The sequence below is a fragment of the Ochrobactrum teleogrylli genome, assembly GCF_006376685.1.
Lineage (GTDB): Bacteria > Pseudomonadota > Alphaproteobacteria > Rhizobiales > Rhizobiaceae > Brucella > Brucella teleogrylli.
The window spans coordinates 391,199-415,112 of record NZ_VEWL01000001.1; the positions used below are offsets into that span (position 1 = coordinate 391,199).

Genomic DNA, 23,914 nt, shown 5'->3' on the forward strand with positions numbered 1-23,914 from the left:
CGCTTTTCAGCGCCCTTTTTCTTTGAACTATCGCTTTAAAAGGTGAGGACAACTTAGTGCGCGTGCTGCGATTTCACCCGATAGGTGCCGTTGTCGAGTCGGTCGAAAATCTCGTCGATCTGCGGATGGCGCAAAGGCTCGCCACTGACGTCGGGCAGCAGATTCTGCTCGGACACATAGGCCACATATTCAGATTCAGCGTTTTCCGCGAAGAGATGATAGAAGGGCTGGTCGCGCTGAGGACGTGCGTCCTCCGGTATGGACTCATACCATTCTTCCGTATTTGCGAATTCGGGGTCCACGTCGAAGATAACGCCTCTGAACGGGAACAGCCGGTGTTTCACCACCTGGCCGATTTGGAATTTCGCGTGTTTTATCTGTGTCATACCCATGAGACGTTATGTAGTTCACCGTCCGCCAAATTAAAGCGGTCGTGAAACATGAAGTTTTTGAGGGAAGCCTTTATTTGCTGGCGTTGTCGCGTTGACGGTCTGCCAGCTTGGGAAGTTTGGGGAGAAAATGCGTAAAGCCGCTGCCGGGGCGCAGGCCTTCCCGCATGAAGAATGACCGCAACGGCGCGAAGGATCGCAGCATTTCCAACCCGACGCCGCGCGCGATCTGCGCGGGTAGCATGGGCGACAGAAGCGAGCGGTTGAGCGCATCGACCGAGCCGGTTCGGGCCAGAATATCTGGACGGCGTGCGCGGTCATAAGCGCGGATCACACGACCAGAACCTGGATCGACAGGGTCGCTTTCGATGGCCTTTACCAGCGTTTCCACGTCGCGTGTGCCGAGATTAAGCCCTTGTGCACCGATGGGTGGGAAAACATGGGCTGCTTCGCCAATCAGGATGGTTCGCTTGGCTGCAAATGCGTTTGGCACCAGCCCGGACAGAGGCCAGCCCTGCGGGCGCACGTCGATTTCGATCCGGCCGAGCATCGACTGCATCATCTCCTCGACCTGTGCGGCCAGAGCCTGATCGTCCAGCGTGAGCAAGGTTTCGGCGCGTTCCGGGTTCACCACCCACACAAGGCTCGAACGCTTGCCTTTCAGTGGAACCTGCGTGAACGGGCCGTGCTCGGTATGAAATTCTGTCGAGATGTTTTCGTGGCTGATGCTGTGGGCGAAGGATAAGACAACAGCGGTTTGTGGATAGTTCCAGCGGCGCGCGCGGATGCCTGCGGCTTCGCGTGCCCCGGAATTGCGCCCATCAGCGGCTACCAGCAGGCGGGCATGAAGGGTGTCGCCACCCGCCAATGTCACCGTTACATGGTCGCCATTGGGGCGATATTCGATAGCCGACGCCGTGTTGCGCTCGATATTGGCGCTCTCGGCCACAGCTTCGGCAAGCTTCGCGTTGAGAACGGCATTGGGGATATTATAGCCAAATGCCTCTTCGCCGATTTCACCGGCGCGGAAGGTGACTGTCGGGCTGCGGACAAGGCGCTGGGTCGCATCGACAATGCGCATGGAGGCGAGCGGTGCGGCTTCCGGCTGGATGGACGACCAGACGCCGATCTGTTCGAGAAAACGGATGGCGGGCATCATCAGCGCCGTCGTGCGGCGGTCGCCCTTGTCCGTTTCGGGTCCCAGAAGGATGGTGCGATAGCCCTTCGCGCCAAGCGCCAGCGCGGCCATCATGCCAGCAGGGCCGCCGCCGCTGATCACGATGTCAGTCATTGGCTTGTTCGCAACCAGATCGTTCATTCGCTTCATCCTTCGTCGGGACGTGTCGGCCAGAAGTGCAGCTATGAAGATGATTCTTCCGTGCCGTTCTCAAGCAGCACTTAGACCGAAATGTCGGCAAAGGCCATTCTTCCGTGGAATTAAGGCTGATTTGCCTCATGCCTTACTTGCTCTTTTGAGCTTATTCGGGGAAAGCTTCCACTAAGAACACGGCTTTTCTGGGATAGATCACGTCAGGATCCAACAGAACAGTTGGGGCGTCAGTTTGTTTGGTGTAAACGCCCACGATGAGCCTAAGGTAAGCCCAAGGTGAGCCAAGGCGAGATTTGAAATAAAATCGCTGTATCTTCTGCGGAAACTGCGCGGCGACAAAACGGAATGGCGAACAGCGTGAAAACCAAACTGACCGGAAAACTCAAAGCCAAGAAAGTCACCGCGCCGCAAGCCAAGGCGTTTTCTGTCCATTTGCTGACGGCATCGGGGTCGTTTCTGGCTTTTCTGTCCATCGTCGCGGCCAGCGACGGGCGATATACGGCGATGTGGTGGTGGCTTGGCCTCGCGCTGTTCGTAGATGGCATCGACGGGCCAATCGCGCGCAAGCTCGAAGTCAAATATGTGTTGCCCAACTGGTCGGGTGAACTGCTCGACAACATCATCGACTATGTCACCTACGTCCTGATCCCTGCTTTTGCCTTGTATCAGAGCGGCTTTATGGGGACGAACCTCTCCTTCATATCCGGCGCGATCATCGTCGTGTCGAGCGCGATCTATTATGCCGATACCGGCATGAAGACGAAGGAGAACTTCTTCAAGGGCTTCCCTGTGGTGTGGAACATGGTGGTCTTCACCCTCTTCATCGTCAGGCCGGGAGAATGGGTGGCGTTCGGCACCGTGGTTGCATCGGCGATCCTGTCCTTCCTGCCGATCAACTTCCTGCATCCGGTGCGCGTTGTGCGCCTGCGCCCGATCAATCTCACGGTGTTTCTGCTCTGGTGCGCCTTTGGTGCGATCGCGCTTTATTATACGCTGGATGCGCCGCTCTGGGTGCGCGTGGGCATTTCCGTGACCGGGCTCTATATCTATTTCATTGGCGCAGTGATGCAGTTCTTCCCCGGCCTTGGGCGCACCGCCGCCGTTATTGAGGCCGAGAAAGTTGCAGCTGCAAAAAAGAGCGGAGACGTATGATGATCAATGCCATTCGCGTTCATCAGACCGGCGGGCCTGAAGTTCTGAACTATGAGCAGATCGAAATCGGTGAGCCGGGGCCGGGTGAAGCGAAGGTTCGCCATGAAGCCGTCGGCCTCAATTTCATCGACGTTTATTTCCGCACGGGTCTCTACAAGGCAGCGCAAATGCCGTTCACGCCCGGCAATGAAGGTGCTGGCACGGTTATTGCCGTTGGTGCCGGTGTTGACAATGTGAAGGTGGGTGACCGCGTCGCTTATGTGGCAACGCCGGGTTCCTATGCCGACGAGCGCATTTTGCCTGCCGACCGTCTGGTGATCGTGCCGGAAAGCATTGATCTCAAAACTGCCGCTTCCATGATGCTGAAGGGCATGACGGCGCAATATCTGTTGCGGCGCACTTTCCGGGTTGAAGCTGGACAGACGATCCTTTTTCATGCGGCGGCTGGCGGTGTCGGCCTGATCGCAGGGCAGTGGGCCAAGCATCTTGGCGCAACGGTTATCGGCACAGCCGGATCGCCAGACAAGATCGCGCTTGCCAAGCAGCATGGCTATGACCATGTCATTAATTACCGCACGGAAAATTTCGCCGAAAGAGTGCGTGAACTGACCAATGGCGCAGGCGTGGACGTGGTTTACGACTCTGTCGGTCGCGATACCTATATGGGATCGCTGGATGTCCTGAAGCCGCTCGGCATGTTCGCCTGTTTCGGCCAGTCTTCGGGCGTCATTCCGCCGTTTGATCTTGGGCTTCTGGCGCAGAAAGGGTCGCTCTTCGCAACCCGTCCGACATTGTTCAACTATGTCGCCAAGCGTTCCGACCTCGAAAAGACCGCAGCCGAGCTTTTCGACGTGGTGGGCAGCGGTGCGGTGAAGATCGAGATCAACCAGACCTATGCGCTCAAAGACGCCCGCAAGGCGCATGAGGAACTGGAAGCGCGCAAGACCACCGGAACCAGTATTTTACTCCCGTAATGTTGTCTGATTGACCTTGTTTTCGCGGCGCGAGTGAGGGGTAACCTATCGCCGATGTGCATATGTTAGGCAGAGCCTGCTTTTGCTCTTTTCAAGTGCAAAATTGCTGCTAAGGTCTTTCAAAAATACATTTGGGGAATAATGTCAGCCAATTTATCCGACCGGCCTCTTCTGGATGTCCGCCGGCTCACGAAACTATTTGGGCAGCTCAGAGCTTGCGATGGGGTTGATCTCACCATTGCCAAGGGCGAAATTCACGCGCTTCTGGGCGAGAACGGCGCTGGAAAATCCACTTTCGTCAAGATGCTGTTCGGTGCGCTGCAACCGCTTGAAGGCGAAATCTTCTGGAAGGGCCAGAGCGTCGTCATTGGCGAACCTGCCGCTGCAAGAAAGCTCGGCATCGGCATGGTTTTTCAGCATTTTTCGCTTTTCGACTCGCTGACTGCCGCTGAAAATATCGCTCTCTCGCTGGATAGCGCTCTGTCGCTGTCCGATGTGGCAAAACGGGCCAGCGAAGTGGGCAAGACCTATGGCTTGCCGGTCGATCCGCAGGCCCATGTCGGCGACCTTTCGGTCGGCGAGCGCCAGCGCATCGAAATCGTGCGTTGTCTGTTGCAGGAACCGGACCTGATCATTCTGGACGAACCGACCTCGGTTCTCACGCCGCAGGAAGCCGACCGCCTGTTTGAAACACTGGAACGGCTGAAGGCAGAAGGCAAATCCATTCTCTATATCAGTCATCGTCTGGAAGAGGTGAAGCGCCTCTGCGACCGCGCAACGGTGTTGCGCCACGGCAAGGTGGTCGGGCATTGCGATCCGCGCAAGGAAACGGCGGCGTCGCTCGCCCGCATGATGGTTGGCAACGACATCAAGGTGGTGGCGCGCAGCCCGATGGATGCTCCGGCGACGCGCGCTGAAGCGCTGTTTGAGATCAAGTCTTTGTCGCAGCCGCCACGGGGACCGTTTTCCACGGCGCTGAACAATATCTCGCTTTCGGTGGCGGCTGGCGAAGTTGTCGGCATTGCGGGCGTTGCGGGCAACGGGCAGGGCGAATTCTTCGAAGCCATTTCCGGCGAGGTGCTGCAATCGGCTGCATCGACTGTGCGTATTCGAGGCAAGGATGCAGGCAGGCTCGGCATCAGCGAACGGCGCATGATGGGGGCGGCTTTCGTGCCGGAAGAGCGGCTCGGCCATGGTGCGGTGCCATCATTGCCACTGACGGACAATCTGTTTCTGTCGCGCTACAAGACCGATGCGAAAGCGTTCCTGCGCGGCGGCGCGTTAAAGTTGATCGCCGAAAGCGCACTGTATTCCGCTGCGCGACGCATTATTGAGCGGATGGATGTGCGCAAAAGCGCAGAAAACCCGCCAGCTTCGGCACTGTCCGGCGGCAATCTGCAAAAATTCATCATTGGTCGCGAACTTGATCGTTCGCCATCGGTCATGGTCGTCAACCAGCCGACATGGGGTGTCGATGCGGGTGCTGCGGCCCATATCCGGCAGGCTCTTGTGGACCTTGCGCGATCGGGCTCTGCCGTTCTTGTCATTAGCCAGGATCTCGATGAACTCTTCGAAATTAGTGACCGGATAGCGGTCATGAATCACGGTCAGCTTTCCGAGCCTATGCCTGTTGCCGAATTGACTCTTGAAAAGATCGGCCTGCTGATGGGCGGCATTTCCGGTGAAGCAGAGATGGGTGCGGCCTGATGCGGATCGAACTCGTCAAACGCCACCAGCCGTCGAAGCTTTTCAGCGCCTTGTCGCCCTTGCTGGCTCTGTCGCTCACTTTCATATTCGGCGGGCTCGCCTTCGCATTGATGGGCAAGGACCCGTTCAATGCGCTTTATGTGTTCTTCGTCGAACCTTTGTTCGATATCTGGTCGTGGCATGAATTGCTGGTCAAGGCCGCGCCGCTGATCCTGATCGCGGTGGGTCTGTGTGTCTGCTTCCTGTCAAACAACTGGAATATCGGTGCTGAAGGGCAGTTCATTATGGGGGCCGTCGCCGGTTCCATTCTGCCGGTGATGTTCCCGGACCTTCAGTCATGGCTCGTTCTGCCGCTGATGATGCTGATGGGCATGGCGGGCGGTGCTGCCTATGCGTCGGTTCCGGCCTTTCTCAAGGTCCGCTTCAATACCAACGAGATTCTCACCAGCCTGATGCTGGTCTATGTGGCGCAGCTTTTCCTCGATTGGCTGGTGCGCGGACCGTGGCGTAACCCGGAAGGCTATAACTTCCCGGAAACGCGCCAGTTCAATGACAGCGCTATTCTGCCGGAAATCTGGAGTGAATCGGGACGCGCCCATTGGGGCTTCATTCTGGCGCTGATTGCCGCGCTATTGGTCTGGTTCCTGCTCAAGCACACGCTGAAGGGCTTCGAGGTCAAGGTCATCGGCCAAAGCCCGAGGGCAGGGCGCTTCGCGGGCTTCAGTTCCGGCAAACTAGTGTTTTTCGTCTTTGCCGTTTCAGGCGCGCTGGCCGGCCTTGCCGGTATTGCGGAAACATCTGGCGCTATCGGGCAGCTTCGTCCGGTCATTTCACCCGGCTACGGATTCACCGCAATCATCGTCGCGTTTCTCGGGCGTCTGAACCCACTCGGCGCTATCGCTGCAGGCCTTGTGCTGGCGCTGTCCTATCTCGGCGGCGAGGCGGCGCAGGTTGCCATCGGCATTTCAGAAAAATCGGCGCGCGTGTTTCAGGGCATGATCCTGTTCTTTGTGCTGGCCTGTGATACGCTCATTCTCTATCGCATTCGTTTTGTCAGCGCGCGCAAAGCGGGAAAGGCCTGATCCGATGGAACTGACACAGGCCATTCTTCTCACCATCGCCACCGCCGCAACACCGCTGCTGATCGCAGCCATTGGAGAATTGGTGGTTGAACGTTCGGGCGTTCTCAATCTTGGCGTCGAAGGCATGATGCTGATGGGCGCTGTTTCCGGCTTTGCGGCGGCGCAGCTCACCGGCTCGGCATGGCTCGGCCTATTGGCGGGCATAGCCGTTGGAACCCTGTTCTCGGCCATTTTCGGCTTCCTGACGCTCACACTCGTCACCAACCAGGTGGCAACGGGCCTTGCTCTCACTATTCTGGGTATCGGCGCTTCAGCACTGTTGGGCGAAAGCTTTGTTGGTGTTCCGGGTGTCCGGCTCGATGCCATCCACATTCCATATCTCACCGAGATTCCGCTGGTTGGGCGGTTCCTGTTCGGGCAAGACCCGATCTTTTACTTCTCGCTCATGCTGGTTGCAGCAGTGACGTGGTTCCTGTTTCGCACGCGCGCGGGGCTCACCTTGCGCGCCATTGGCGACAGCCACGGTTCCGCCCATGCGCTTGGCGTGCATGTGGTGCGCACACGCTATCTGGCGGTGCTGTTCGGCGGTGCCTGCGCAGGCCTTGCGGGCGCGCAACTCTCGCTCGTCTATGTGCCGCAATGGGTGGAAAACATGACCGCCGGTCGCGGCTGGATCGCTTTGGCGCTCGTCGTTTTTGCGTCGTGGCGACCATGGCGGGTGCTGATCGGGGCTTATCTTTTTGGCGCTGTGACCATCGGCCAGCTGCATGCGCAGGCGCTTGGTTTCGGCCTGCCGTCGCAATTGCTTTCGGCGTTGCCCTATATCGCGACCATCGTGGTGCTGGTCATCATCTCGCGCAACAAGCGCCTGACGATGATGAACACGCCTGCGTCGCTCGGTAAGCCGTTCGTTCCGGACAGATAGGGGTTAAACGCGAACCGGTTCCCACGACAGGACGGTTTCGTTTTTATAGGGTGCAAACAAGGAGTGCAGGGACCATGAAAAAGACGCTTATGGCCATCGCCACCGCTGCCAGCTTTATGCTCGGCGGCGCGGCGCATGCAGAAGACAAACTCAAAGTGGGCTTCATCTATATCGGACCTCCGGGCGACTTCGGCTGGACCTATCAGCATGATCAGGCGCGCAAGGAACTGGTCGAAGCGCTGGGCGACAAGATCGAGACCACCTTTCTTGAAAACGTGCCGGAAGGTGCTGACGCCGAGCGTTCCATCGAACGTCTGGCGCGCGCTGGCAATCAGCTGATTTTCACGACCTCGTTCGGCTATATGGACCCGACCGTCAAGGTCGCCAAGAAGTTCCCGAAGGTGAAGTTCGAGCATGCGACCGGCTATAAGACCGCCGACAACATGTCAGCCTATAATGCGCGCTTCTATGAAGGCCGTTATGTGCAGGGCGTGATCGCCGCCAAGATGTCGACCAAGGGCGTTGCCGGTTACATCGCCTCAGTGCCGGTTCCGGAAGTCGTGCAGGGCATCAATGCCTTTATGCTCGGCGCACAGTCGATCAATCCTGAATTCAAGGTCAAGGTAATCTGGGTCAATTCCTGGTTCGATCCGGGCAAGGAAGCTGATGCCGCCAAGGCTCTGATCGATCAGGGCGTGGACATCATCACTCAGCACACCGATTCCACCGCTGCCATTCAGGTGGCGCATGATCGCGGCATCAAGGCTTTTGGTCAGGCTTCGGACATGATCAAGTTCGCCCCCGACACGCAGCTTACGGCAGTCGTGGACGAATGGGGTCCATACTATATCGACCGCACCAAGGCTGTTCTCGACGGCAGCTGGAAGAGCCAGAATGTCTGGTGGGGCATGAAGGAAGGCCTCGTCAAGATGGCGCCTTACACCAACATGCCGGATGACGTGAAGAAACTGGCCGAGGAAACCGAAGCCAAGATCAAGTCTGGCGAACTGAAGCCTTTCACCGGCCCGATCAAGAAGCAGGACGGTTCGGAATGGCTGAAGGCTGGCGAACAGGCCGACGACAAGACCCTGCTTGGCCTGAATTTCTACGTCGCTGGCGTGGACGACAAGCTCCCGCAGTAAGCATCGTTCACAGGCAAAAAAGAAGGGCGCCTCAAGCGCCCTTTTTCTTTATTATAAGCTTTTTACAGAGCTTTCCTAAAGCGACAGTTTAAAGCCTTCATGACTGTCGGTGAAACCAAGCGACTGATAAAAACGCAGCGCATCGGAACGGGATTTGTCCGTGGTGAGCTGCACCAGCCCGCAGCCCCGTTCGCGGCATTTCTCAATGGCCCATTCGATCATCTGACGACCGATACCGCCGCCGCGAATATCGCTCGCTATACGCACACTTTCGATCTGGCCGCGCCATTGGCCCAGGCGAGACAGGCCCGGAATGAAGCTCAGCTGCATGCAGCCAATGATCCGCCCGTCATGCTCGACCACGGCCAGAAACTGGTTCGGATCGGCATCGATGGCTGCGAAGGCATTCCGATATTCGTCGCGCAATGGCAGGCTGGCGTCTTCGCGCTTTGCGCCAAGCGCGTCATCGGCAAGCATGGCGACGATAGCCGCCACATCTGCCGATGTTGCTTTTCTGATGGCAATGGCAGCCGGAGCCACCATCAGACCGCAATGCCGTGCAGATCGTAGGCGTCGCTCGCTTCGATCTTTACAGTCACAATATCGCCGACGCGCAGCGGTCGGCGCGACTGGATATGCACGCTACCGTCGATTTCGGGTGCGTCATAGCGGGTGCGGCCCTTGGCAACGGTGCCGTTTGCCTCGTCAATAATGACCGGCAGACGCTTGCCGACCTTCTTCTTGAGAAGATTGGTGGATATCTGCTGTTGCTTAGCCATGAAACGATGCCAGCGGGCTTCCTTGATTTCTTCCGGCACCTGCTCAAGACCAAGATCATTGGCCTTTGCACCCTTGACCGGCTCATATTTGAAGCAGCCCGCGCGTTCGATCTTGGCCTCGTCGAGCCAGTCGAGCAGCAGCTGGAAATCCTCTTCCGTTTCACCCGGATAGCCGACAATAAAGGTCGAGCGCACCGCCAGATCAGGGCAGGTTTCACGCCATGCCTGAATGCGGCGCGAGGTCTTTTCCTGATGGGCTGGGCGGCGCATGTTTTTCAGAACCGCAGGCGAAGCATGCTGGAACGGAATATCGAGGTAAGGCAGGATTTTGCCCTCCGCCATCAGCGGAATGACTTCGTCGACGTGCGGGTAGGGATAGACATAGTGCATGCGCACCCATACGCCCATGTCGCCCAGCTCTCGTGACAAATCGAGGAACTTGGTGCGGACCGTACGGTCCTGCCACATAGCTTCCTGATACTTGATGTCGAGGCCGTAGGCGCTCGTATCCTGAGAGATAACAAGGATTTCCTTGACCCCGGCGCTCACCAGCTTCTCGGCCTCGCGCAGCACCTGATCAATCGGGCGCGAGACGAGATCGCCGCGCAGCGCCGGAATGATGCAGAAAGAGCAGCGGTTCGAGCAGCCTTCCGAAATTTTCAGATAGGCATAATGGCGCGGCGTGAGCTTCACACCCTGCGGCGGCACCAGATCAACGAACGGATCATGCGCGGGCGGGGCAGCTTCGTGCACGGCACTCATGACGCTTTCATAGGCCTGTGGGCCGGTGATGGCGAGAACATTCGGGTGACGTTCGCGAATGACCTCCGGTTCGGCACCCAGGCAGCCGGTGACGATCACCTTGCCGTTTTCGTTGAGAGCGAGGCCGATGGCATCAAGCGACTCATCGCGGGCAGAATCGAGAAAGCCGCAGGTGTTGACGATCACCAGATCGGCGCCGTCATGCTTGCGGGAGATTTCATAGCCTTCCGAGCGGAGGCTGGTGATGATGCGTTCGGAATCAACCAGCGCCTTCGGGCAGCCAAGTGAAACGAAACTGACGCGCGGTGCGCTCATTGGGGGAAACCTTGCAAATTTCGGAAATTGCGCGCGCAATACCACGACCAAGGGGCCAAGGTAAAGCTTGGATGCCGGGTAGTGTTGCCGCAGCCAGGGCCGCAGCATCGAAAAGCGGCGGGTTGTTATAGGCAATAAAAAAACCGGGACTCGAGGTCCCGGTTTCATAACATCCTGTGAAACAGGCTTATTCGGCAGCGTCGGCGGGAGCAGCGTTCAGCAGGCCGTAGCGTTCTTCACCGATCTTGGACAGCAGGTCGAGCTGGGTTTCGAGGAAGTCGATATGACCTTCTTCATCCGCCAGAAGCTCGTCGAAAAGCTGCTTGGAAACGTAGTCGCCAAGCTCGTCGCAGATTTCGCGCGACTTCTTGTAGGAAGCACGAGCGTCATATTCACCGGCAAGATCGGCTTCCAGAACTTCCTTGACGTTCTGGCCGATGCGCAGCGGTGCGAGAGTCTGCAGGTTTGGGTGACCTTCGAGGAAGATGATGCGGTCGATGATCTTGTCAGCGTGATGCATCTCTTCGATGGATTCTTCACGCTCTTTCTTGGCAAGACGCGTGAAACCCCAGTCGTTCAGCAGGCGGTAGTGCAGCCAATACTGGTTGACGGCGCCGAGCTCGAGAAACAGAGCCTCGTTAAGCCGCTCGATGACCTTTGGTTCGCCTTTCATTCCATGAACTCCCGAATTTGTCGCGTAGAGAACGTACACGATCCATGAACTGGATAACGTTTTCGTCCATTTGGTTGTGACGAAGATGATACTCTTCAGTCACCCTTATGATCGTTTCTACGACGTTTGGGAAGCAGCCGCAGCAGCGGCCGCGCTTGGACATGGCATTATAGACGGTGCCGGGGACGATAAGCTGCCAGCAGTCCTGATCGAGAAGTTCGATCACAACTGCTTCGATATCTTTATCTGTGATGACGTTACAGCTACAAACTAGCATGAGATGGATACTCCCATGCCGTTTTGCCAGTAAAAACCCGACGCGGAATGCGAAAAACGGAGGAAGTTTACCTGATTGCCCGGTACTTCTACTTCAAGATTGCCGCAGGAAACGCGCAGCGTTATTTTACTGGTGGCGCAAGGCCAAGATGAACCGGACAATGGTTCCTCCAATTGCAAGGGTTAAAGGCCCGAACATTAAAGGTCTATTTCGACGGTCTGTTAAACTCGCCAAACTAGGTCAGGTTATGGCTGGCGAGCGGGGTGTCTGTCAAATTCTATGTTTTTGAAATGTTCTAAAAAACAATAACTTAGAATCATTCTAAATATGAGTTAACTACCCATGTTTAAACACTAATTATCTGTTAAAATGCTCTATCTGCAACGGCGTTGAAGCTATACCGATAGAGGCTGTGCCATTTCGCCGCACCCATGTGGAAAAGGTGGGCGTGGCAATGGCTTGAAGCGTAATCCGATGGCTTTTTCGAATTTGACGTTTGAAACAGCTTATGTGTCAGCCGGGATTAAAACGCCAAATTCAATCCACTAGGCGCCTTCGACGGCGCTGAAGCCTTCAAACTGCGGTGGGCCAAGATAGAGAGGCTTGTTGGTTCCGGCATTGCGATGCGCTTCGCGGAACTGTTCCGACTTGGTCCAGAAGACAAAGTCTTCGCGGCTGCGCCAGACCGTATGGGAAGCATAGAGCGTATAGCCTTCTTCCTCATTGGTTGCGCCGCGCAGCAGGTGGAACGTTTCGAAGCCCGGCAGCTCGGAAAGCGTGGAATCGCGGTTTTTCCAGACGGCTTCGAAATCGGCTTCGCTGCCGACACGCACCTTGAAGCGATTCATGGCTATGAACATGGCTCATCCTTTTCCATTGGGTTTGGACTGGCTTTAGATCGACTATATGGGTTTTCGGGCCGGCATGGCCAGAAAACTGAATTCGAATTTCAGGCGCGTGCGGGGTCAAGGCCGCACGCGCCGTGTCGCATCTCGGGATCAGAAGGCCACAGCCGCGGTCAGAAGGTGGGCCGGTCTTCACAGATGCGACGGTTAAAGCGGGCGATCAGGCGCCCGCCATGGTCAGAACTGGAACTGTGTCGCCATGAGGAACGTACGGCCCTGACCGGAGCCGGATGTGCTCAGGAATGGCGTATAGCTCTTGTCGAACAGGTTATTGACCTTCAAAGTCAGATCGACGTTCTCGGTGAACTTGTAATTGGCGAACACATCCACGAGGCCATAGCTGTCGGACTGGGTAACGCCGGTGTAACCGACGGTATCGCCGCCCGAAACATAGGAGTAGCGACCGCCAACCGTCAGCTTGCGTTCGAGGAAACGCGCACCACCGCTAACCGAGAAGACATCATCCGGCATGTACTGACCTGCACCGAGACCTGGGGTCTGCGCTGGAAGATCCGACTTCGAGTGGGTATAGGTGATGCCGCCGAAGGCCATGCCTGCGTCATACATCGCTTCGAGTTCGAAGCCGCGCACCTGCGAAGTGCCGTCGACATTGACGAACTGGTACTTGCGATAGGTCGGGTTGAACGTGGACGTGATGTAGTCCTCGACATCCATGTCGTAATAATCGGCCTTCAGACGCAGCGAGTCTCCGGCAAGAAACAGATCGTCTTTCTTGAGGTTGACGCCGATTTCCCAACCCTTCTGGGTTTCAGGCAATAGGGTCGGATTCGGCAGGAAGCTGACGCTTGTCGAGCCGGGATGGTTGCCGCCCAACATGGTTTCCTGCAGCGTTGGCGAACGCATGCTCTGGGAATAGGTCACGTATGGCTGCAACCAGTCGGTCGCGTTGATCGCCAGCGTGATTTTCGGATCGAGGCGCTGCTTGGAAATATCGACGTCGTAGAGGCCGCCGTCACCGAAATTGGCAAGGCCGGTATCGGCGCTGCCAGAAGTGTTGAAGAAGTCGTAGCGCAGGCCGGCGATCAGGTCGACAATGCCGTAGCTGAAGGTGGTTTCGGAGAAGACTGCGCCGTTGCTGCTGCGTCCGTCGACTGGATTGACGCCGGAATTGTCGCCCGAAATGTTGTCGCGGAAATATTCGACGCCGTAGTTCCACTTGACGCCCACTTCGCCGACATTGAAGCGCGATGTGTTCGAAATATCGAAGCCATAGCCCTTGTCGGTGATGCCACGGCCTGTCGCGCTGCCCGGAAGGCCCGTGGACAGGCTGTTGTAATAGGTCATGTCGAGGCGATTGTAGTAAGCGTTGACATGCAGGTCGATCAGGTCGTTATCCGACGGATTGTAGGTGTAATTCGCCGTGAACGTCTTGTTCTTGACGTTCTGATCGTAGGAATTGGCACCAAAATCGTTGTTGTAAAAAACACCGCCAAGCGCCAGCTTGTGATCTTCGCCGAAGCCGAACTCGGTTTTGACGAGCCCGGAGGTCAGTTCCTGACCGGTATCCGGCTGTTCAACGCCATCGCCATTCTTGTAATTGTTGGAATCGCGGCGGCTGATGGCTGCGGCAACGCCCATCGAATTGACGCGCGCACCGGCGGCCAGCATTTCAGAGAAACCGACGCCGTTGCTGCCCCACGAGGCGCGACCGAGAACGCCATATTGCTGGCCCTGACGGACGATGTCATCCACGCCGAGCGTGCGGAAATTAACGCTGCCTGCGAGCCCGCCGCCACCAGCGCCGGTCACTGCGCCGCGCGAAATGTCGATATCGGCGAGAAGGTTCGGATCGACATAGGTGAAGCCCTGTGCCTCATGGCCGGTGAAGCGGAAGTTCTGACGAACTCCATCGACCATCATGTTGACGCGTCCGGAACCTTCAAAGCCACGAATATTGACGGCCACGCCGGGCTGGGAGCCGTTCATGCGGGTGAAGACGCCCGGCTTGTCGCGTAGCACATCGTCCAGCTTCACATCGCCGTTGCGGCGAAGCTCTTCGCTGGAAACAGTGCTGACGGCGGCGGGCGTGTTGTAGGTCGCATCACCCCTGGCGCCATCGCCCCGGATGGTGATCGTCTTCAGCTTGACGTCGTTTTCGCCTTCGGCTGCTTTTTGCTCCTGCGCCCATGACTGCGATGCCATTGCGACAAGAATGACGGCGAGCCCGCTGCTCGCCAGGAATGAACGCTTGTGTACCCCACCAGTCGCCCGCATTGCTGTATTTCCTCTGCGCAAGTGTGCTCCCCCGCCGACCTGAGACACGGCAGGAAGCCCTGAGAATTCAATTGTTTAGAATGCTTCCAATATGGAGGCAGCTCTGCTGGCTGGCGAAGACGAATTCTTCGTGGCTTGCGCTGGAAGGGCGAGATTTAAACTTGACTCGATTAATCCAGTAATGCAGTGATTAGTAAACATGACTAGTGATGTCAACAAATCAATTTCGCGACGAACAGGCGGATATGGTTTTGTGAAAAACGGGCTTCCGAGCGGAGCTTTCAAGTCAACGTCAGGGCGATAAAATGAACAGGCGTATTCATATCGACATGCAAGTGCGTTTGCCTCGCGGGCACGCCGCCGACCGTTCTGCCAATCGCATGATCGACGGTCCGGCAGGCGACAATACTGGCGACCGAACGGGGCGTTCGGTTGAGCGCACCGCGCCGCCGATTCGCGCGACCCTGAAAGAAGCGCAGATCAAAACTTATGGCAGCCGCGAACTTTTCGACGGCTCCCGCGAGGTAGGGATAGAGCATGGCGGATCGCTCTATCGCCTCAAGATTACCCGCCAAGGCAAGCTCATTTTGAACAAGTAGGCACGACACACATGACGCAACATTCCAAGCCCTCCCCAGAGCAGATTCTCCAGGCACGGGCGGACAACCCGAAGGCGCGCGAACGCGATTTCGCGCAGAGCCTCGGTATTTCAGAAGCTGATTTCGTTGCTGCCCATTGTGGCCTCGGCGACGATGCCGCCATTTCGGCCCGCCGCATTCGCGCGGATGTCGAGACATTGCTTAAGCGCGCTTCGACCCTTGGCGAAGTGATGGCGCTGACGCGCAACGAAAGTGTCGTGCACGAAAAGATCGGACCGTTCGAAAAGGCCGTTTGGGGCCCGCATGCCTCAATCGTGCTGGGCAAGCAGATTGATCTGCGTATTTTCCCGAAGCATTGGGTGCATGGTTTCGCGGTTCGCAAGAAGGACGGCGAGGAACTGCGCCGCAGCCTCCAATTCTTCGATGCCTCCGGTGAGGCCGTGCACAAGATTCACCTGCGCCCGGCATCCGATGTTGAAGCCTATGAGGCGCTTGTCACCGAACTTCTGCTTGATGATCAGTCGGGTTCTATCGAAACGACCGCGATTGCGCCGAAAGGTGCAAAGGCCAATGTCGCGCTTGTCGATACCGATGCCTTTCGCGAGCGCTGGAGCGCTTTGACCGATGTGCATCAGTTCATGGGGCTGCTGAAGGATTTTGGCGTTGACCGCCATCAGGCCGTGCATCTCGCCGGACAGGATTTCGCATGGCGTGTTGATCTTTCATCCGTGGAAGCGATGATGAACCACGCTGTGCAGCAACAGCTGCCGATCATGTGCTTTGTCGGCAATCGCGGCTGCATCCAGATCCATACCGGCCCGATCTATGAGATCAAGATGATGGGCCCATGGCTCAATGTGCTTGATCCGACCTTCCACATGCATCTGCGTCTCGATCACATTGCCGACGCGTGGGTCGTGCGCAAGCCGACCAAGGACGGTCATGTGACTTCGCTGGAAGCTTACGACGCCAATGGCGAACTGATTGTGCAGTTCTTCGGTGAGCGTCACGAAGGTGAGGCGGAATTGGCCGACTGGCGCATGATTGCTGAAAACCTGCCGCGTCTTCCCCGGTCGACCGCTGCATAGGACGCGCATCATGTCTGTCATTTCAGCACGTTTCATGCGCATTGGGGCTGTCGCCGCTTTGGCTTGGTCATTGGCAACCGGCATTGCCGGTGCCGATACCGTCGAGCGTTTTGCCGATACGTCCCGCATTGTTTCCGTGGGCGGGCCGCTGACGGAGATCATCTATGCGCTTGGCGCGGAAAAGATGCTTGTCGCGCGCGACCAGACCAGCACCTATCCAGCGGAATCGAAGGCTCTGCCAGATGTCGGTTATATGCGCCGGCTGGCACCCGAAGGGGTGCTGTCGGTCAACCCGACCGGCATCCTGCTCATTCAGGGCAGCGGGCCGCAGGACACGCTGGAGGTCTTGAAGAAGGCCTCGGTGCCGATGGTCATCGTGCCGGAAGATTATACCGGCGAAAGCGTCATTGCGAAGATCGAAGCAGTCGGCAAGGCGCTTGGCCTCGAAGACAAAGCCAGGGCGCTGGCGGATAGCGTTGCGAGCGATCTTCAGGCTGCTGAAAAGGCCGCCGCTGCGCATGAGCAACGCAAGCGCGTACTGTTCGTTTTGAACGGCGCTAGTGGGCGTCTGATGGCGTCTGGAACGGATACTGCGGCTGACGGCATGATCAAGCTTGCAGGTGGTGTGAACGTCATCACTGAATATCCCGGTTACAAGCAGCTGACCGATGAAGCCATCGGCAAGGCCGCACCGGATATGATTTTGATGATGAACAATGGCGGTGACGGTGTCGGTCCGGATGAACTTTTGAAGAACCCGGCCATTGCAAGCACACCTGCGGGCCGCAACAAAAATGTCGTCGCCATGGACGCGCTTTATCTGCTGGGCTTTGGCCCGCGCACCGGTGCTGCCATTCGTGAATTGTCGGCAAAACTCTATGGTGCGCCAGCAGCGCAATAATCGGATCACGCATCCGACATGAGGAATAAGCAAATGACCAGCCAAGGCCGTGTGGCAGGCGGAGAGCCCTTCACCATGCGTCATCGAGCCGGAGACAATCGGAAGAACGCTGGTGCAACCGGCGCGAAGGTCGGGGATCGCACGCAACGCGCGCGCAATGTGCTGGTCGTGCTGGCGGTTGTCCTCTGCCTGACAGCTTTGTTCAGCCTCACGGCAGGGGCTTCGGATGCTTCGCTTCTCACGCTGCTGCGCGGGTTTGCTGGCGGCGAGGGCGCGGAAACCTTCCAGCGTGATCATCTGATTATTATGGAAATCCGCCTGCCGCGCATTATCCTCGGCATGTTGATCGGTGCGGGGCTTGCCGTGTCTGGTGCCGTCATGCAGGGCCTGTTCCGCAATCCGCTTGCCGATCCGGGTCTGGTGGGCGTGGCCTCGGGCGCCAGTCTTGGTGCGGTGTCGATGATCGTATTGGGCGGCACCGTTCTGGCGCCTGTTATCGCCGTTCTCGGCATCTACGCGCTGCCATTGGCTGCCTTCTTCGGCGGCCTTGCCACAACCTTGTTGCTCTACCGGGTTGCGACCCGACGCGGGCGCACCTCTGTTGCCACCATGCTTTTGGCGGGCATCGCGCTTGGCGCGCTGGCGGGGGCTGCGACCGGCGTTCTGGTCTATATGGCCGACGACCGGCAGTTGCGCGATCTGACCTTCTGGGGGCTTGGCTCACTTGCGGGCGCAACCTGGAGCAAGATTGTCGCTGCCGGACCCATTATCGCCGTGGTGCTGATTGCAGCGCCAATGCTGGCGCGCGGTCTCAACGCTCTGGCATTGGGCGAAGCCGCCGCCGGACATCTCGGCATTCAGGTGCAGCGCATCAAGAATGTCGCCATCGTTACCGTGGCTGCGGCCACTGGCGCGACCGTGGCGGTAGCGGGCGGCATTGGCTTTATCGGTATCGTGGTGCCGCATATGCTGCGTCTCAGCATCGGCCCGGATCACCGTTATCTTCTGCCTGCGTCGGCTCTGCTGGGCGCCATCCTGCTTTTGCTGGCCGATGCGGTCAGCCGCACCATCGTTGCACCGGCGGAATTGCCCATCGGCATCATCACCGCCATGTGCGGCGCGCCGTTCTTCCTCTGGATATTGCTGCGCCAGCGCGGCCTTCTTGATCTGTGAAACTGTCATGATTGAAACCAAGGCACTCAGCGTTCGTCTCTCGGGTAAGTCGATCATCGAAAACATCGATTTTACGGCGCGCGCTGGAGAGGTGACGGCAATTGTCGGTCCCAACGGATCGGGCAAGACAACGCTTTTGCGCGCTCTTTCCGGCGATGTGCCCTTTACGGGTCGTGCATTTCTGGACGGGCGGTCATTTACGGATATCAAGCCATGGGAAATGGCAGCGCGTCGTGCGGTGCTGCCGCAGGCGAGCGCCTTGTCCTTTCCGTTCACGGTGCGCGAGATCGTCGGCCTCGGTTTGACAGGCGGCTATAGCGGCCTGTCGCGCGATCTGGAAACTGGCTTGCCCGACCTCGCCTTGCAGCGGGTGGACCTTGGCGGCTTCGGCGGCAGGCTCTATCAGGAACTTTCCGGCGGCGAGCAACAAAGGGTGCAACTCGCCCGCGTGCTTTGCCAGGTCTGGAGGCCCGTGGTCGATGGCTCTGCGCGCTATCTTTTTCTGGATGAGCCGATTTCGAGCCTCGATATCCGGCACCAGATCGTCGTGATGGAAATCGCGCGGGATTTTGCCGCTGAAGGCGGCGGCGTGATCGCCATTCTGCACGATCTCAATCTGACGGCCATGTTCGCCGACCGGATCGCAGTAATGTGTCAGGGCAGGCTCGACACAATCGGCTCCCCACAGGAGGCGCTGACCGATGAACGGCTGGAACGGGTTTATGAATGCGCGCTGCGGGTAGGGGTGCCGCCTGCGCGTGGTGTGCCCTTCGTGCTGCCGCAATCGGCCTATCGCGCCGCCGCTGAATAACCTCAACGCATTAAAAAAGGTCCGGTTTTCAGCGGACCTTTTGCTTCTCTCGCTGTCGCAGGATTAGCTCGCGACGCGCTGTTCTTCCATTTCATCGAGACCGAGCAGGGCGCGTACATTCGGACGGGCTTTTACGAGGTCTGAAATGCTGTATTTCATCAAGACGCCGAAGAAGGCGTTCAGCGCTTCACGCAGCGCTGAGTTAAGGGCGCAGCTATCGACCAGTGGGCACTCGGTCGCATCGTTTTCAAAACATTCCGCCATGGCGAAATTTTCTTCGGTGACGCGCACGACATCGAACAGGCTGATATCGTTGGCCGCACGGCCAAGGCGCACGCCGCCATTGCGACCGCGCACGGTTTCTACCAGCCCGTTTTCCACGAGCGGCTGCAAAATCTTGAAAAGAAACAGCTCCGAAACGCTGTAAGCGCGAGCAATTTCCGGAATGCGGCTCAGCTTGCCTTCATTCGCGGCACAGTACATGAGTATCCGAACGGCATAATTCGTCTGGCGAGTAAGGCGCATGACAGTTCCTTTCAGCACGTCCAGAGCATTTTCAAACCCGACCAAGTCAGGTCGGAAAATGCCCTCGCTCTTTGTATCCTGGTTCCAAAATCTGGACCGAAATTTCGGTTGAACTCCACAAAGCCGCGCCGAGAACACTCTCAGCTCATGGCTTTTTCATGGAAACCGGATTTCCTTGATGGTCCAGTTTAGAATCGTTCTTAATATATACGAGGTCTTTCTCCACATTTAAAGTGGAAAAAACGAGTCGTATTTTTCTGATTGCGAGCCTCCCGTGCCCGGCTAGCATTTCACTGGCACACGTCAATCCACTCGGCGGTTACCAATGCGGCCATCCTGTCCGGCGCAATACGAACCGCACTGTTTGTTGCTCCCGCTGCCGGAACCACTTCCTCGAATGCTTTCAGCGAGACATCGCAATAAACGGGAAGCGCGCTCGGCAAGCCGAAGGGGCACACGCCGCCGACGGGATGGCTGGTTTCGGCCAGCACGGTGTCGGCGTCCAGCATACGTGGCTTGGTGCCGAAGCGATCCTTGAACTTGCGATTGTCGATACGCGCATCGCCGCGTGTGACAACAAGAATTGTCTGGTCCTTGGTCGAGAAGGAAAGCGTCTTTGCGATCTGGCCAGGTTCCACGCCGTGCGCTTCTGCAGCCAGAGCTACGGTCGCGGTGCTGGTCGGCAATTCGATGACTTCGACTTCGGGCGCCTTGTCAGCAAAAAATGCCTTTACGGATTCCAGACTCATGGCTTCCCTTTATGATGATAATTAAACTCAAGTTTACGTCTCATTAACGATGAGAGCAACCCTAGAACTGTTATAATTTTGGTGGAATTGGTCAATTGAATAATAATTACCAATAAACGGCGAAATGCCGACCGGTTGGACAGCATGATGTGGCGCAGATGCTATTTTTCCCGCACGGACTTGTTTTGAACACATTGGCCACCTATATCGCTCTCATCGGCAAAGCTTAAGAGCGCTGGACGCGTCTGTTGCTCGCTATTGCCGCCATCGTTTAATGCTTTTGACCACGGATGTACTGGCACTGGTAGGAAAGCGATGGATCAGGAAGGTCGGTGCGTTTTTGCCCCGGCCTTTTTTGTTTTCCTGCGAAGTTGCTGTCCCCCTGAGAGATCGTACAGAACGGTCGCGATCAAGTTGACGCGGCGATAAAAGCTGCTAAGAAGTCACCCGTTGAGTGATTGGTTAGCAAATCGGTGATTTGCTGCTTTTCCCGCTGAGGGAAAAGAAGACATTACAATCACTTGGAGGGGTGGCCGAGCGGTTTAAGGCACCGGTCTTGAAAACCGGCGTGCAGGAGACTGTACCGTGGGTTCGAATCCCACCCCCTCCGCCATTTATCTCGCAAAAACCCTTATATCCCTTGATTTCTGAGGTTCTTGTGCTATTTTTTGGTACAAAAGGTGGTACAAATGAAGCGCGTTTCGAAAGACATTCCCTATTTGTATCTACGAGGTGGGACTTATGTTTTCCGTCGCTACGTTCCCCCTGAATACCGCGTTTTAGCAAAACGGCCCGAGTTCAAGAAAACGCTCGAAACTAAAGATTACGATGAAGCTCTCGCGCGTTATGCTCGCTATAAGAAAAAAGTCGATGCGGACTTTGAACGTCTAAAGCGAAATATGTCGCTGGACGATGATAAGCCTTTCGACTTCTATGCAGACGAAGCTTTAACGTTCGGTCGTCGCAATATTGACCTGCAGACACTGCGAGAGAATCCTGTCGAGCTACAAAACCGGCTCAAGCAATTCAACGCAAAGAATAGCGCTGACCCGGATGTTTTTCTGACTTACATCAACGCTTCTGCTGGAAAAGTCCGGATGTCAGAGTTGGTCGGTGTTTACGAAGAAGAGCAAGCAATTGCCCTTAGTACGCGGTCCAAGCGAGAGCGTAGTGTCCATCTTAACGCTTTGAAAAACGCGGCGAAGAAGTTTGAAGAGCACTTGAACGCTGACAAATTTCTTGAAGACGTGACACGTGCGGATGCAAAGTCATTTCATAAAATGCTAACGGCGCGCGTTCTCTCTCAGGATACGAGCGGCAAGAACAAGAAAATTACCGAGAACACGGCTTCTAAATATATCACTCATTTACGTGTGCTGATAAATGAGTATTACAAGAAATATGATATTGAGAAAGATACGGTTTTCGCAGGTCTTACTTTCGGTAAAAAGACCAATAAGCGGCCCAAAATACCAGTAGAATTCATCAAGGCGAACTGGTTCAAAGACGATGCATTCGTCGGTTTGAACGACTGTGCCAAACATCTCTTGTTCGCCGTTCTCGACACAGGTTGCAATCTCAAGGAGCTATGCGGTCTAGATGCCAAGAGTGAGATCGTTCTCGACCATAAAATTCCTCATCTGGTGATTCAGGCAAACGATAATCGCGGGCTCAAAGCGGAAGCGCGGTTTCGGACGATGCCGTTGGTCGGCAAGGCCCTTGAGGCATTTCAGGCATTCCCGACAGGTTTCACCCGATATGCGAACGACAGCGGGCATGCGACCGCGTCCGCTACGATAAACAAATTTCTCCGTGAAAATCATCTGGTCGAACACGATAAGCAGACACTTTATGGCTTGCGGCATACTTTTAAAGATCGCCTTCGAAAGCACAAAACCAACGAAGAGCTTTCTCACGACCTTATGGGACACAAATACAAAACCATGGCGGATAATTATGGTGACGGGTATGAACTCGAAGCAAAATACGAAGTTATGAAGCTACTTTCGTCCGATTGGGATTAATTTTCTTCTTGATTTTTTCAGTGAATACTGTATAGTTCATTTATGTATTGACGGAAGGTTTTATTAGTAGCTCTCAAAAGTTTCTTCTACGATCTCCTCTTTATGTATCCGATTAACAGGAGGCACGGCCATAGTAGCGGTGCACGGACCAATGTAGAGTGAATAGCAAATATGAAACAGTTGATATTGAAAGTTATATTTTTGAAATTCAGGCCGCTTGCGAGTTTTGTAGCAAGCATCCCCGTTTAAGGCGGGAATTGAAGGTCCTTCTTGATGAATGGCATGAGGCTGTCAAGTTTAAGAAAAGCCTCGAATTGCCTTGGCTCCAATGATGGTATTGTAAATAGTGTATCCTGTCCGGCGTAAATCGTAGCGGCAGCTATTTCAATTTAAATCACATTTTCAGAGCTCATAGGCCTCTTGCTATGGCGCGTTCAGGCGGGGTTAAGCGTGTCTTGTCCCGACTAATTCCTATAGCGAGCTCTCAATCCAAAATTCAAAAACGCAAATCCTCAAAAGCCCCGGGAATCCCCCGATGCGATTTCTAGTTTATGTAGGCTAGATATCGTCAATTTTGAAAGGATAAAGAAAGTTAAATAATTAAACAATTGCATACAGAATATCTAACCCATAAGGGAGCAGAAAACATTTTACACGCCTTTGACTATGCTAAGTTCATTGGCTTTAATTTAAATACATTCGTTACAATTACATTTGATAAATGCTTTGAATTTAACGAAGACCAAATATTCATTAAAATTCGAGAGTCTTACAGGCGGTGGCTTGCCAATGCCTGTTCAAGAAATAATCTTCCTAAATGCGTTCCATATTGGTTGTTTGTCTTTGAAAGTCCTCATAGGTTTACTCATGTCCATTGGTTGGTTCATGTGCCAGTGGAACTGGCAGAGGAGTTCAAGCGCAAAGTACCGAAATGGGTAAAAAAGCGAAAAGACAACGTCTTTGAGCATTCAATAGATATCCGCCCAGTGAACATCTACGAAGACAAGGTTCTTGCAAACTATCTGGTTAAAGGCGTCACGCCGGATTCTATCGAATATTTCAATCTTGAAAATTATGCCGAATATCAAGGATGGTTTCGCGGCAGAAGATCAATGGTGTGTCATGCCCTTAGCCTGAAGTCCCGTCGAAAGGCCGGATTCAAAGCTACGAGGGATCGAAATTTATGGCTTGAGTTGCACCCGAAACTTGCAGCTCGATATGACAAGCCTTCATGGTACAATAGCGATTTGACCGTACCTCAAGTAAGTGGCCTGAAGACTTTCCCGTATCAAAGGCATATTAGAAATAAAATACGGCGCAATCCAAATCGACGCCAATACTGTTATCGGACGTATCGAAGACGGCGCGCAGCTTAAAGCAAACCACGGCGGATCAGG

Annotated in this window: 23 protein-coding genes and 1 tRNA gene; 14 read left to right on the forward strand and 10 right to left on the reverse strand. The window is 55.7% G+C overall.

What is annotated here, in order from left to right:
* Positions 1 to 53: 53 nt before the first annotated feature.
* Positions 54 to 392, reverse strand: coding sequence for a heat shock protein HspQ (hspQ, locus tag FIC94_RS01700; protein WP_140023708.1), 339 nt, complete (start codon positions 390 to 392; stop codon positions 54 to 56).
* A gap of 70 nt (positions 393 to 462) precedes the next feature.
* The gene (locus FIC94_RS01705; RefSeq protein ID WP_140023709.1) at positions 463 to 1,707 is read right to left on the reverse strand and encodes a UbiH/UbiF family hydroxylase; all 1,245 of its coding nucleotides are present in this window, start codon (positions 1,705 to 1,707) and stop codon (positions 463 to 465) included.
* A 357-nt stretch (positions 1,708 to 2,064) separates the two neighbouring features.
* Here FIC94_RS01705 and pcsA point away from each other — a divergent pair, with 357 nt between their 5' ends.
* The 6 genes from pcsA to FIC94_RS01735 all read left to right on the forward strand — a co-directional run bounded on the left by pcsA (position 2,065) and on the right by FIC94_RS01735 (position 8,701).
* On the forward strand, positions 2,065 to 2,871 hold the full coding sequence (gene pcsA, locus FIC94_RS01710; protein ID WP_109367525.1) for a phosphatidylcholine synthase: 807 nt from the start codon (positions 2,065 to 2,067) through the stop codon (positions 2,869 to 2,871).
* Positions 2,871 to 3,845 carry a quinone oxidoreductase family protein gene (locus tag FIC94_RS01715; RefSeq protein WP_109367524.1) on the forward strand — a complete coding sequence of 325 codons (975 nt, stop codon included), beginning with the start codon at positions 2,871 to 2,873 and terminating at the stop codon, positions 3,843 to 3,845. The genes pcsA and FIC94_RS01715 overlap by 1 nt, the downstream gene beginning before the upstream one ends.
* 141 nt (positions 3,846 to 3,986) lie before the next feature.
* A complete protein-coding gene (locus tag FIC94_RS01720; RefSeq protein WP_140023710.1) occupies positions 3,987 to 5,552 on the forward strand; it encodes an ABC transporter ATP-binding protein in 1,566 nt (521 codons plus the stop codon).
* A complete protein-coding gene (locus FIC94_RS01725) occupies positions 5,552 to 6,634 on the forward strand; it encodes an ABC transporter permease (protein WP_140023711.1) in 1,083 nt (360 codons plus the stop codon). Before FIC94_RS01720 ends, FIC94_RS01725 begins: the two co-directional genes overlap by 1 nt.
* Before the next feature lie 4 nt (positions 6,635 to 6,638).
* Positions 6,639 to 7,559: an ABC transporter permease gene (locus tag FIC94_RS01730; protein ID WP_140023712.1), complete on the forward strand. Its 921-nt coding sequence runs from the start codon at positions 6,639 to 6,641 to the stop codon at positions 7,557 to 7,559.
* A gap of 74 nt (positions 7,560 to 7,633) precedes the next feature.
* Complete coding sequence (locus FIC94_RS01735; RefSeq protein WP_121539622.1) at positions 7,634 to 8,701, forward strand: BMP family ABC transporter substrate-binding protein; 1,068 nt, start codon at positions 7,634 to 7,636, stop codon at positions 8,699 to 8,701.
* A 75-nt stretch (positions 8,702 to 8,776) separates the two neighbouring features.
* On the opposite strand, the gene FIC94_RS01740 is transcribed toward FIC94_RS01735, so the two are convergent.
* The 6 genes from FIC94_RS01740 to FIC94_RS01765 form a co-directional block, all read right to left on the reverse strand.
* The gene (locus tag FIC94_RS01740) at positions 8,777 to 9,244 is read right to left on the reverse strand and encodes a GNAT family N-acetyltransferase (RefSeq protein ID WP_140023713.1); all 468 of its coding nucleotides are present in this window, start codon (positions 9,242 to 9,244) and stop codon (positions 8,777 to 8,779) included.
* Positions 9,244 to 10,557, reverse strand: a complete 1,314-nt coding sequence (gene rimO / locus FIC94_RS01745) for a 30S ribosomal protein S12 methylthiotransferase RimO (protein ID WP_121538809.1) — start codon at positions 10,555 to 10,557, stop codon at positions 9,244 to 9,246. Before rimO ends, FIC94_RS01740 begins: the two co-directional genes overlap by 1 nt.
* A 187-nt stretch (positions 10,558 to 10,744) precedes the next feature.
* Positions 10,745 to 11,230 carry a bacterioferritin gene (gene bfr / locus FIC94_RS01750; protein ID WP_109367517.1) on the reverse strand — a complete coding sequence of 162 codons (486 nt, stop codon included), beginning with the start codon at positions 11,228 to 11,230 and terminating at the stop codon, positions 10,745 to 10,747.
* The gene (locus FIC94_RS01755) at positions 11,196 to 11,507 is read right to left on the reverse strand and encodes a (2Fe-2S)-binding protein (protein WP_109367516.1); all 312 of its coding nucleotides are present in this window, start codon (positions 11,505 to 11,507) and stop codon (positions 11,196 to 11,198) included. Before FIC94_RS01755 ends, bfr begins: the two co-directional genes overlap by 35 nt.
* Before the next feature lie 545 nt (positions 11,508 to 12,052).
* Entirely contained in the window at positions 12,053 to 12,367 is a 315-nt protein-coding gene (hmuQ, locus tag FIC94_RS01760) for a heme-degrading protein HmuQ (protein WP_140023714.1), read from the reverse strand.
* Between the two features lie 222 nt (positions 12,368 to 12,589).
* The gene (locus FIC94_RS01765) at positions 12,590 to 14,647 is read right to left on the reverse strand and encodes a TonB-dependent receptor domain-containing protein (RefSeq protein ID WP_140023715.1); all 2,058 of its coding nucleotides are present in this window, start codon (positions 14,645 to 14,647) and stop codon (positions 12,590 to 12,592) included.
* A 380-nt stretch (positions 14,648 to 15,027) separates the two neighbouring features.
* On the opposite strand from FIC94_RS01765, the gene hemP reads away from it, so the two are divergent.
* The 5 genes from hemP to FIC94_RS01790 all read left to right on the forward strand — a co-directional run bounded on the left by hemP (position 15,028) and on the right by FIC94_RS01790 (position 19,219).
* Positions 15,028 to 15,246, forward strand: coding sequence for a hemin uptake protein HemP (hemP, locus tag FIC94_RS01770; protein WP_371830888.1), 219 nt, complete (start codon positions 15,028 to 15,030; stop codon positions 15,244 to 15,246).
* An 11-nt stretch (positions 15,247 to 15,257) separates the two neighbouring features.
* Positions 15,258 to 16,334, forward strand: a complete 1,077-nt coding sequence (locus FIC94_RS01775) for a hemin-degrading factor (protein ID WP_140023717.1) — start codon at positions 15,258 to 15,260, stop codon at positions 16,332 to 16,334.
* 10 nt (positions 16,335 to 16,344) lie between these two features.
* On the forward strand, positions 16,345 to 17,235 hold the full coding sequence (locus tag FIC94_RS01780; RefSeq protein ID WP_140023718.1) for a heme/hemin ABC transporter substrate-binding protein: 891 nt from the start codon (positions 16,345 to 16,347) through the stop codon (positions 17,233 to 17,235).
* A 75-nt stretch (positions 17,236 to 17,310) separates the two neighbouring features.
* Positions 17,311 to 18,408, forward strand: coding sequence for a FecCD family ABC transporter permease (locus tag FIC94_RS01785; RefSeq protein ID WP_140024019.1), 1,098 nt, complete (start codon positions 17,311 to 17,313; stop codon positions 18,406 to 18,408).
* Positions 18,409 to 18,415: 7 nt separating this feature from the next.
* Entirely contained in the window at positions 18,416 to 19,219 is an 804-nt protein-coding gene (locus FIC94_RS01790) for a heme ABC transporter ATP-binding protein (RefSeq protein WP_140023719.1), read from the forward strand.
* A 63-nt stretch (positions 19,220 to 19,282) separates the two neighbouring features.
* Here the strand turns inward: FIC94_RS01790 and rirA are convergent, their stop codons facing one another.
* Together rirA and FIC94_RS01800 are read right to left on the reverse strand one after the other, a co-directional pair.
* On the reverse strand, positions 19,283 to 19,744 hold the full coding sequence (rirA, locus tag FIC94_RS01795; protein ID WP_109367509.1) for an iron-responsive transcriptional regulator RirA: 462 nt from the start codon (positions 19,742 to 19,744) through the stop codon (positions 19,283 to 19,285).
* 290 nt (positions 19,745 to 20,034) lie between these two features.
* Entirely contained in the window at positions 20,035 to 20,493 is a 459-nt protein-coding gene (locus tag FIC94_RS01800) for a YbaK/EbsC family protein (protein ID WP_121538813.1), read from the reverse strand.
* A gap of 523 nt (positions 20,494 to 21,016) precedes the next feature.
* Between FIC94_RS01800 and FIC94_RS01805 the strand changes: the two genes are divergently transcribed.
* The 3 genes from FIC94_RS01805 to FIC94_RS01815 all read left to right on the forward strand — a co-directional run bounded on the left by FIC94_RS01805 (position 21,017) and on the right by FIC94_RS01815 (position 23,893).
* Positions 21,017 to 21,106: transfer RNA gene (locus FIC94_RS01805), tRNA-Ser, on the forward strand.
* A gap of 76 nt (positions 21,107 to 21,182) precedes the next feature.
* Positions 21,183 to 22,517 (forward strand): DUF6538 domain-containing protein, encoded by a 1,335-nt coding sequence (locus tag FIC94_RS01810; RefSeq protein WP_140023720.1) that lies wholly within the window; start codon positions 21,183 to 21,185, stop codon positions 22,515 to 22,517.
* 608 nt (positions 22,518 to 23,125) lie between these two features.
* Positions 23,126 to 23,893 (forward strand): hypothetical protein, encoded by a 768-nt coding sequence (locus FIC94_RS01815; protein WP_140023721.1) that lies wholly within the window; start codon positions 23,126 to 23,128, stop codon positions 23,891 to 23,893.
* Positions 23,894 to 23,914: the final 21 nt, after the last annotated feature.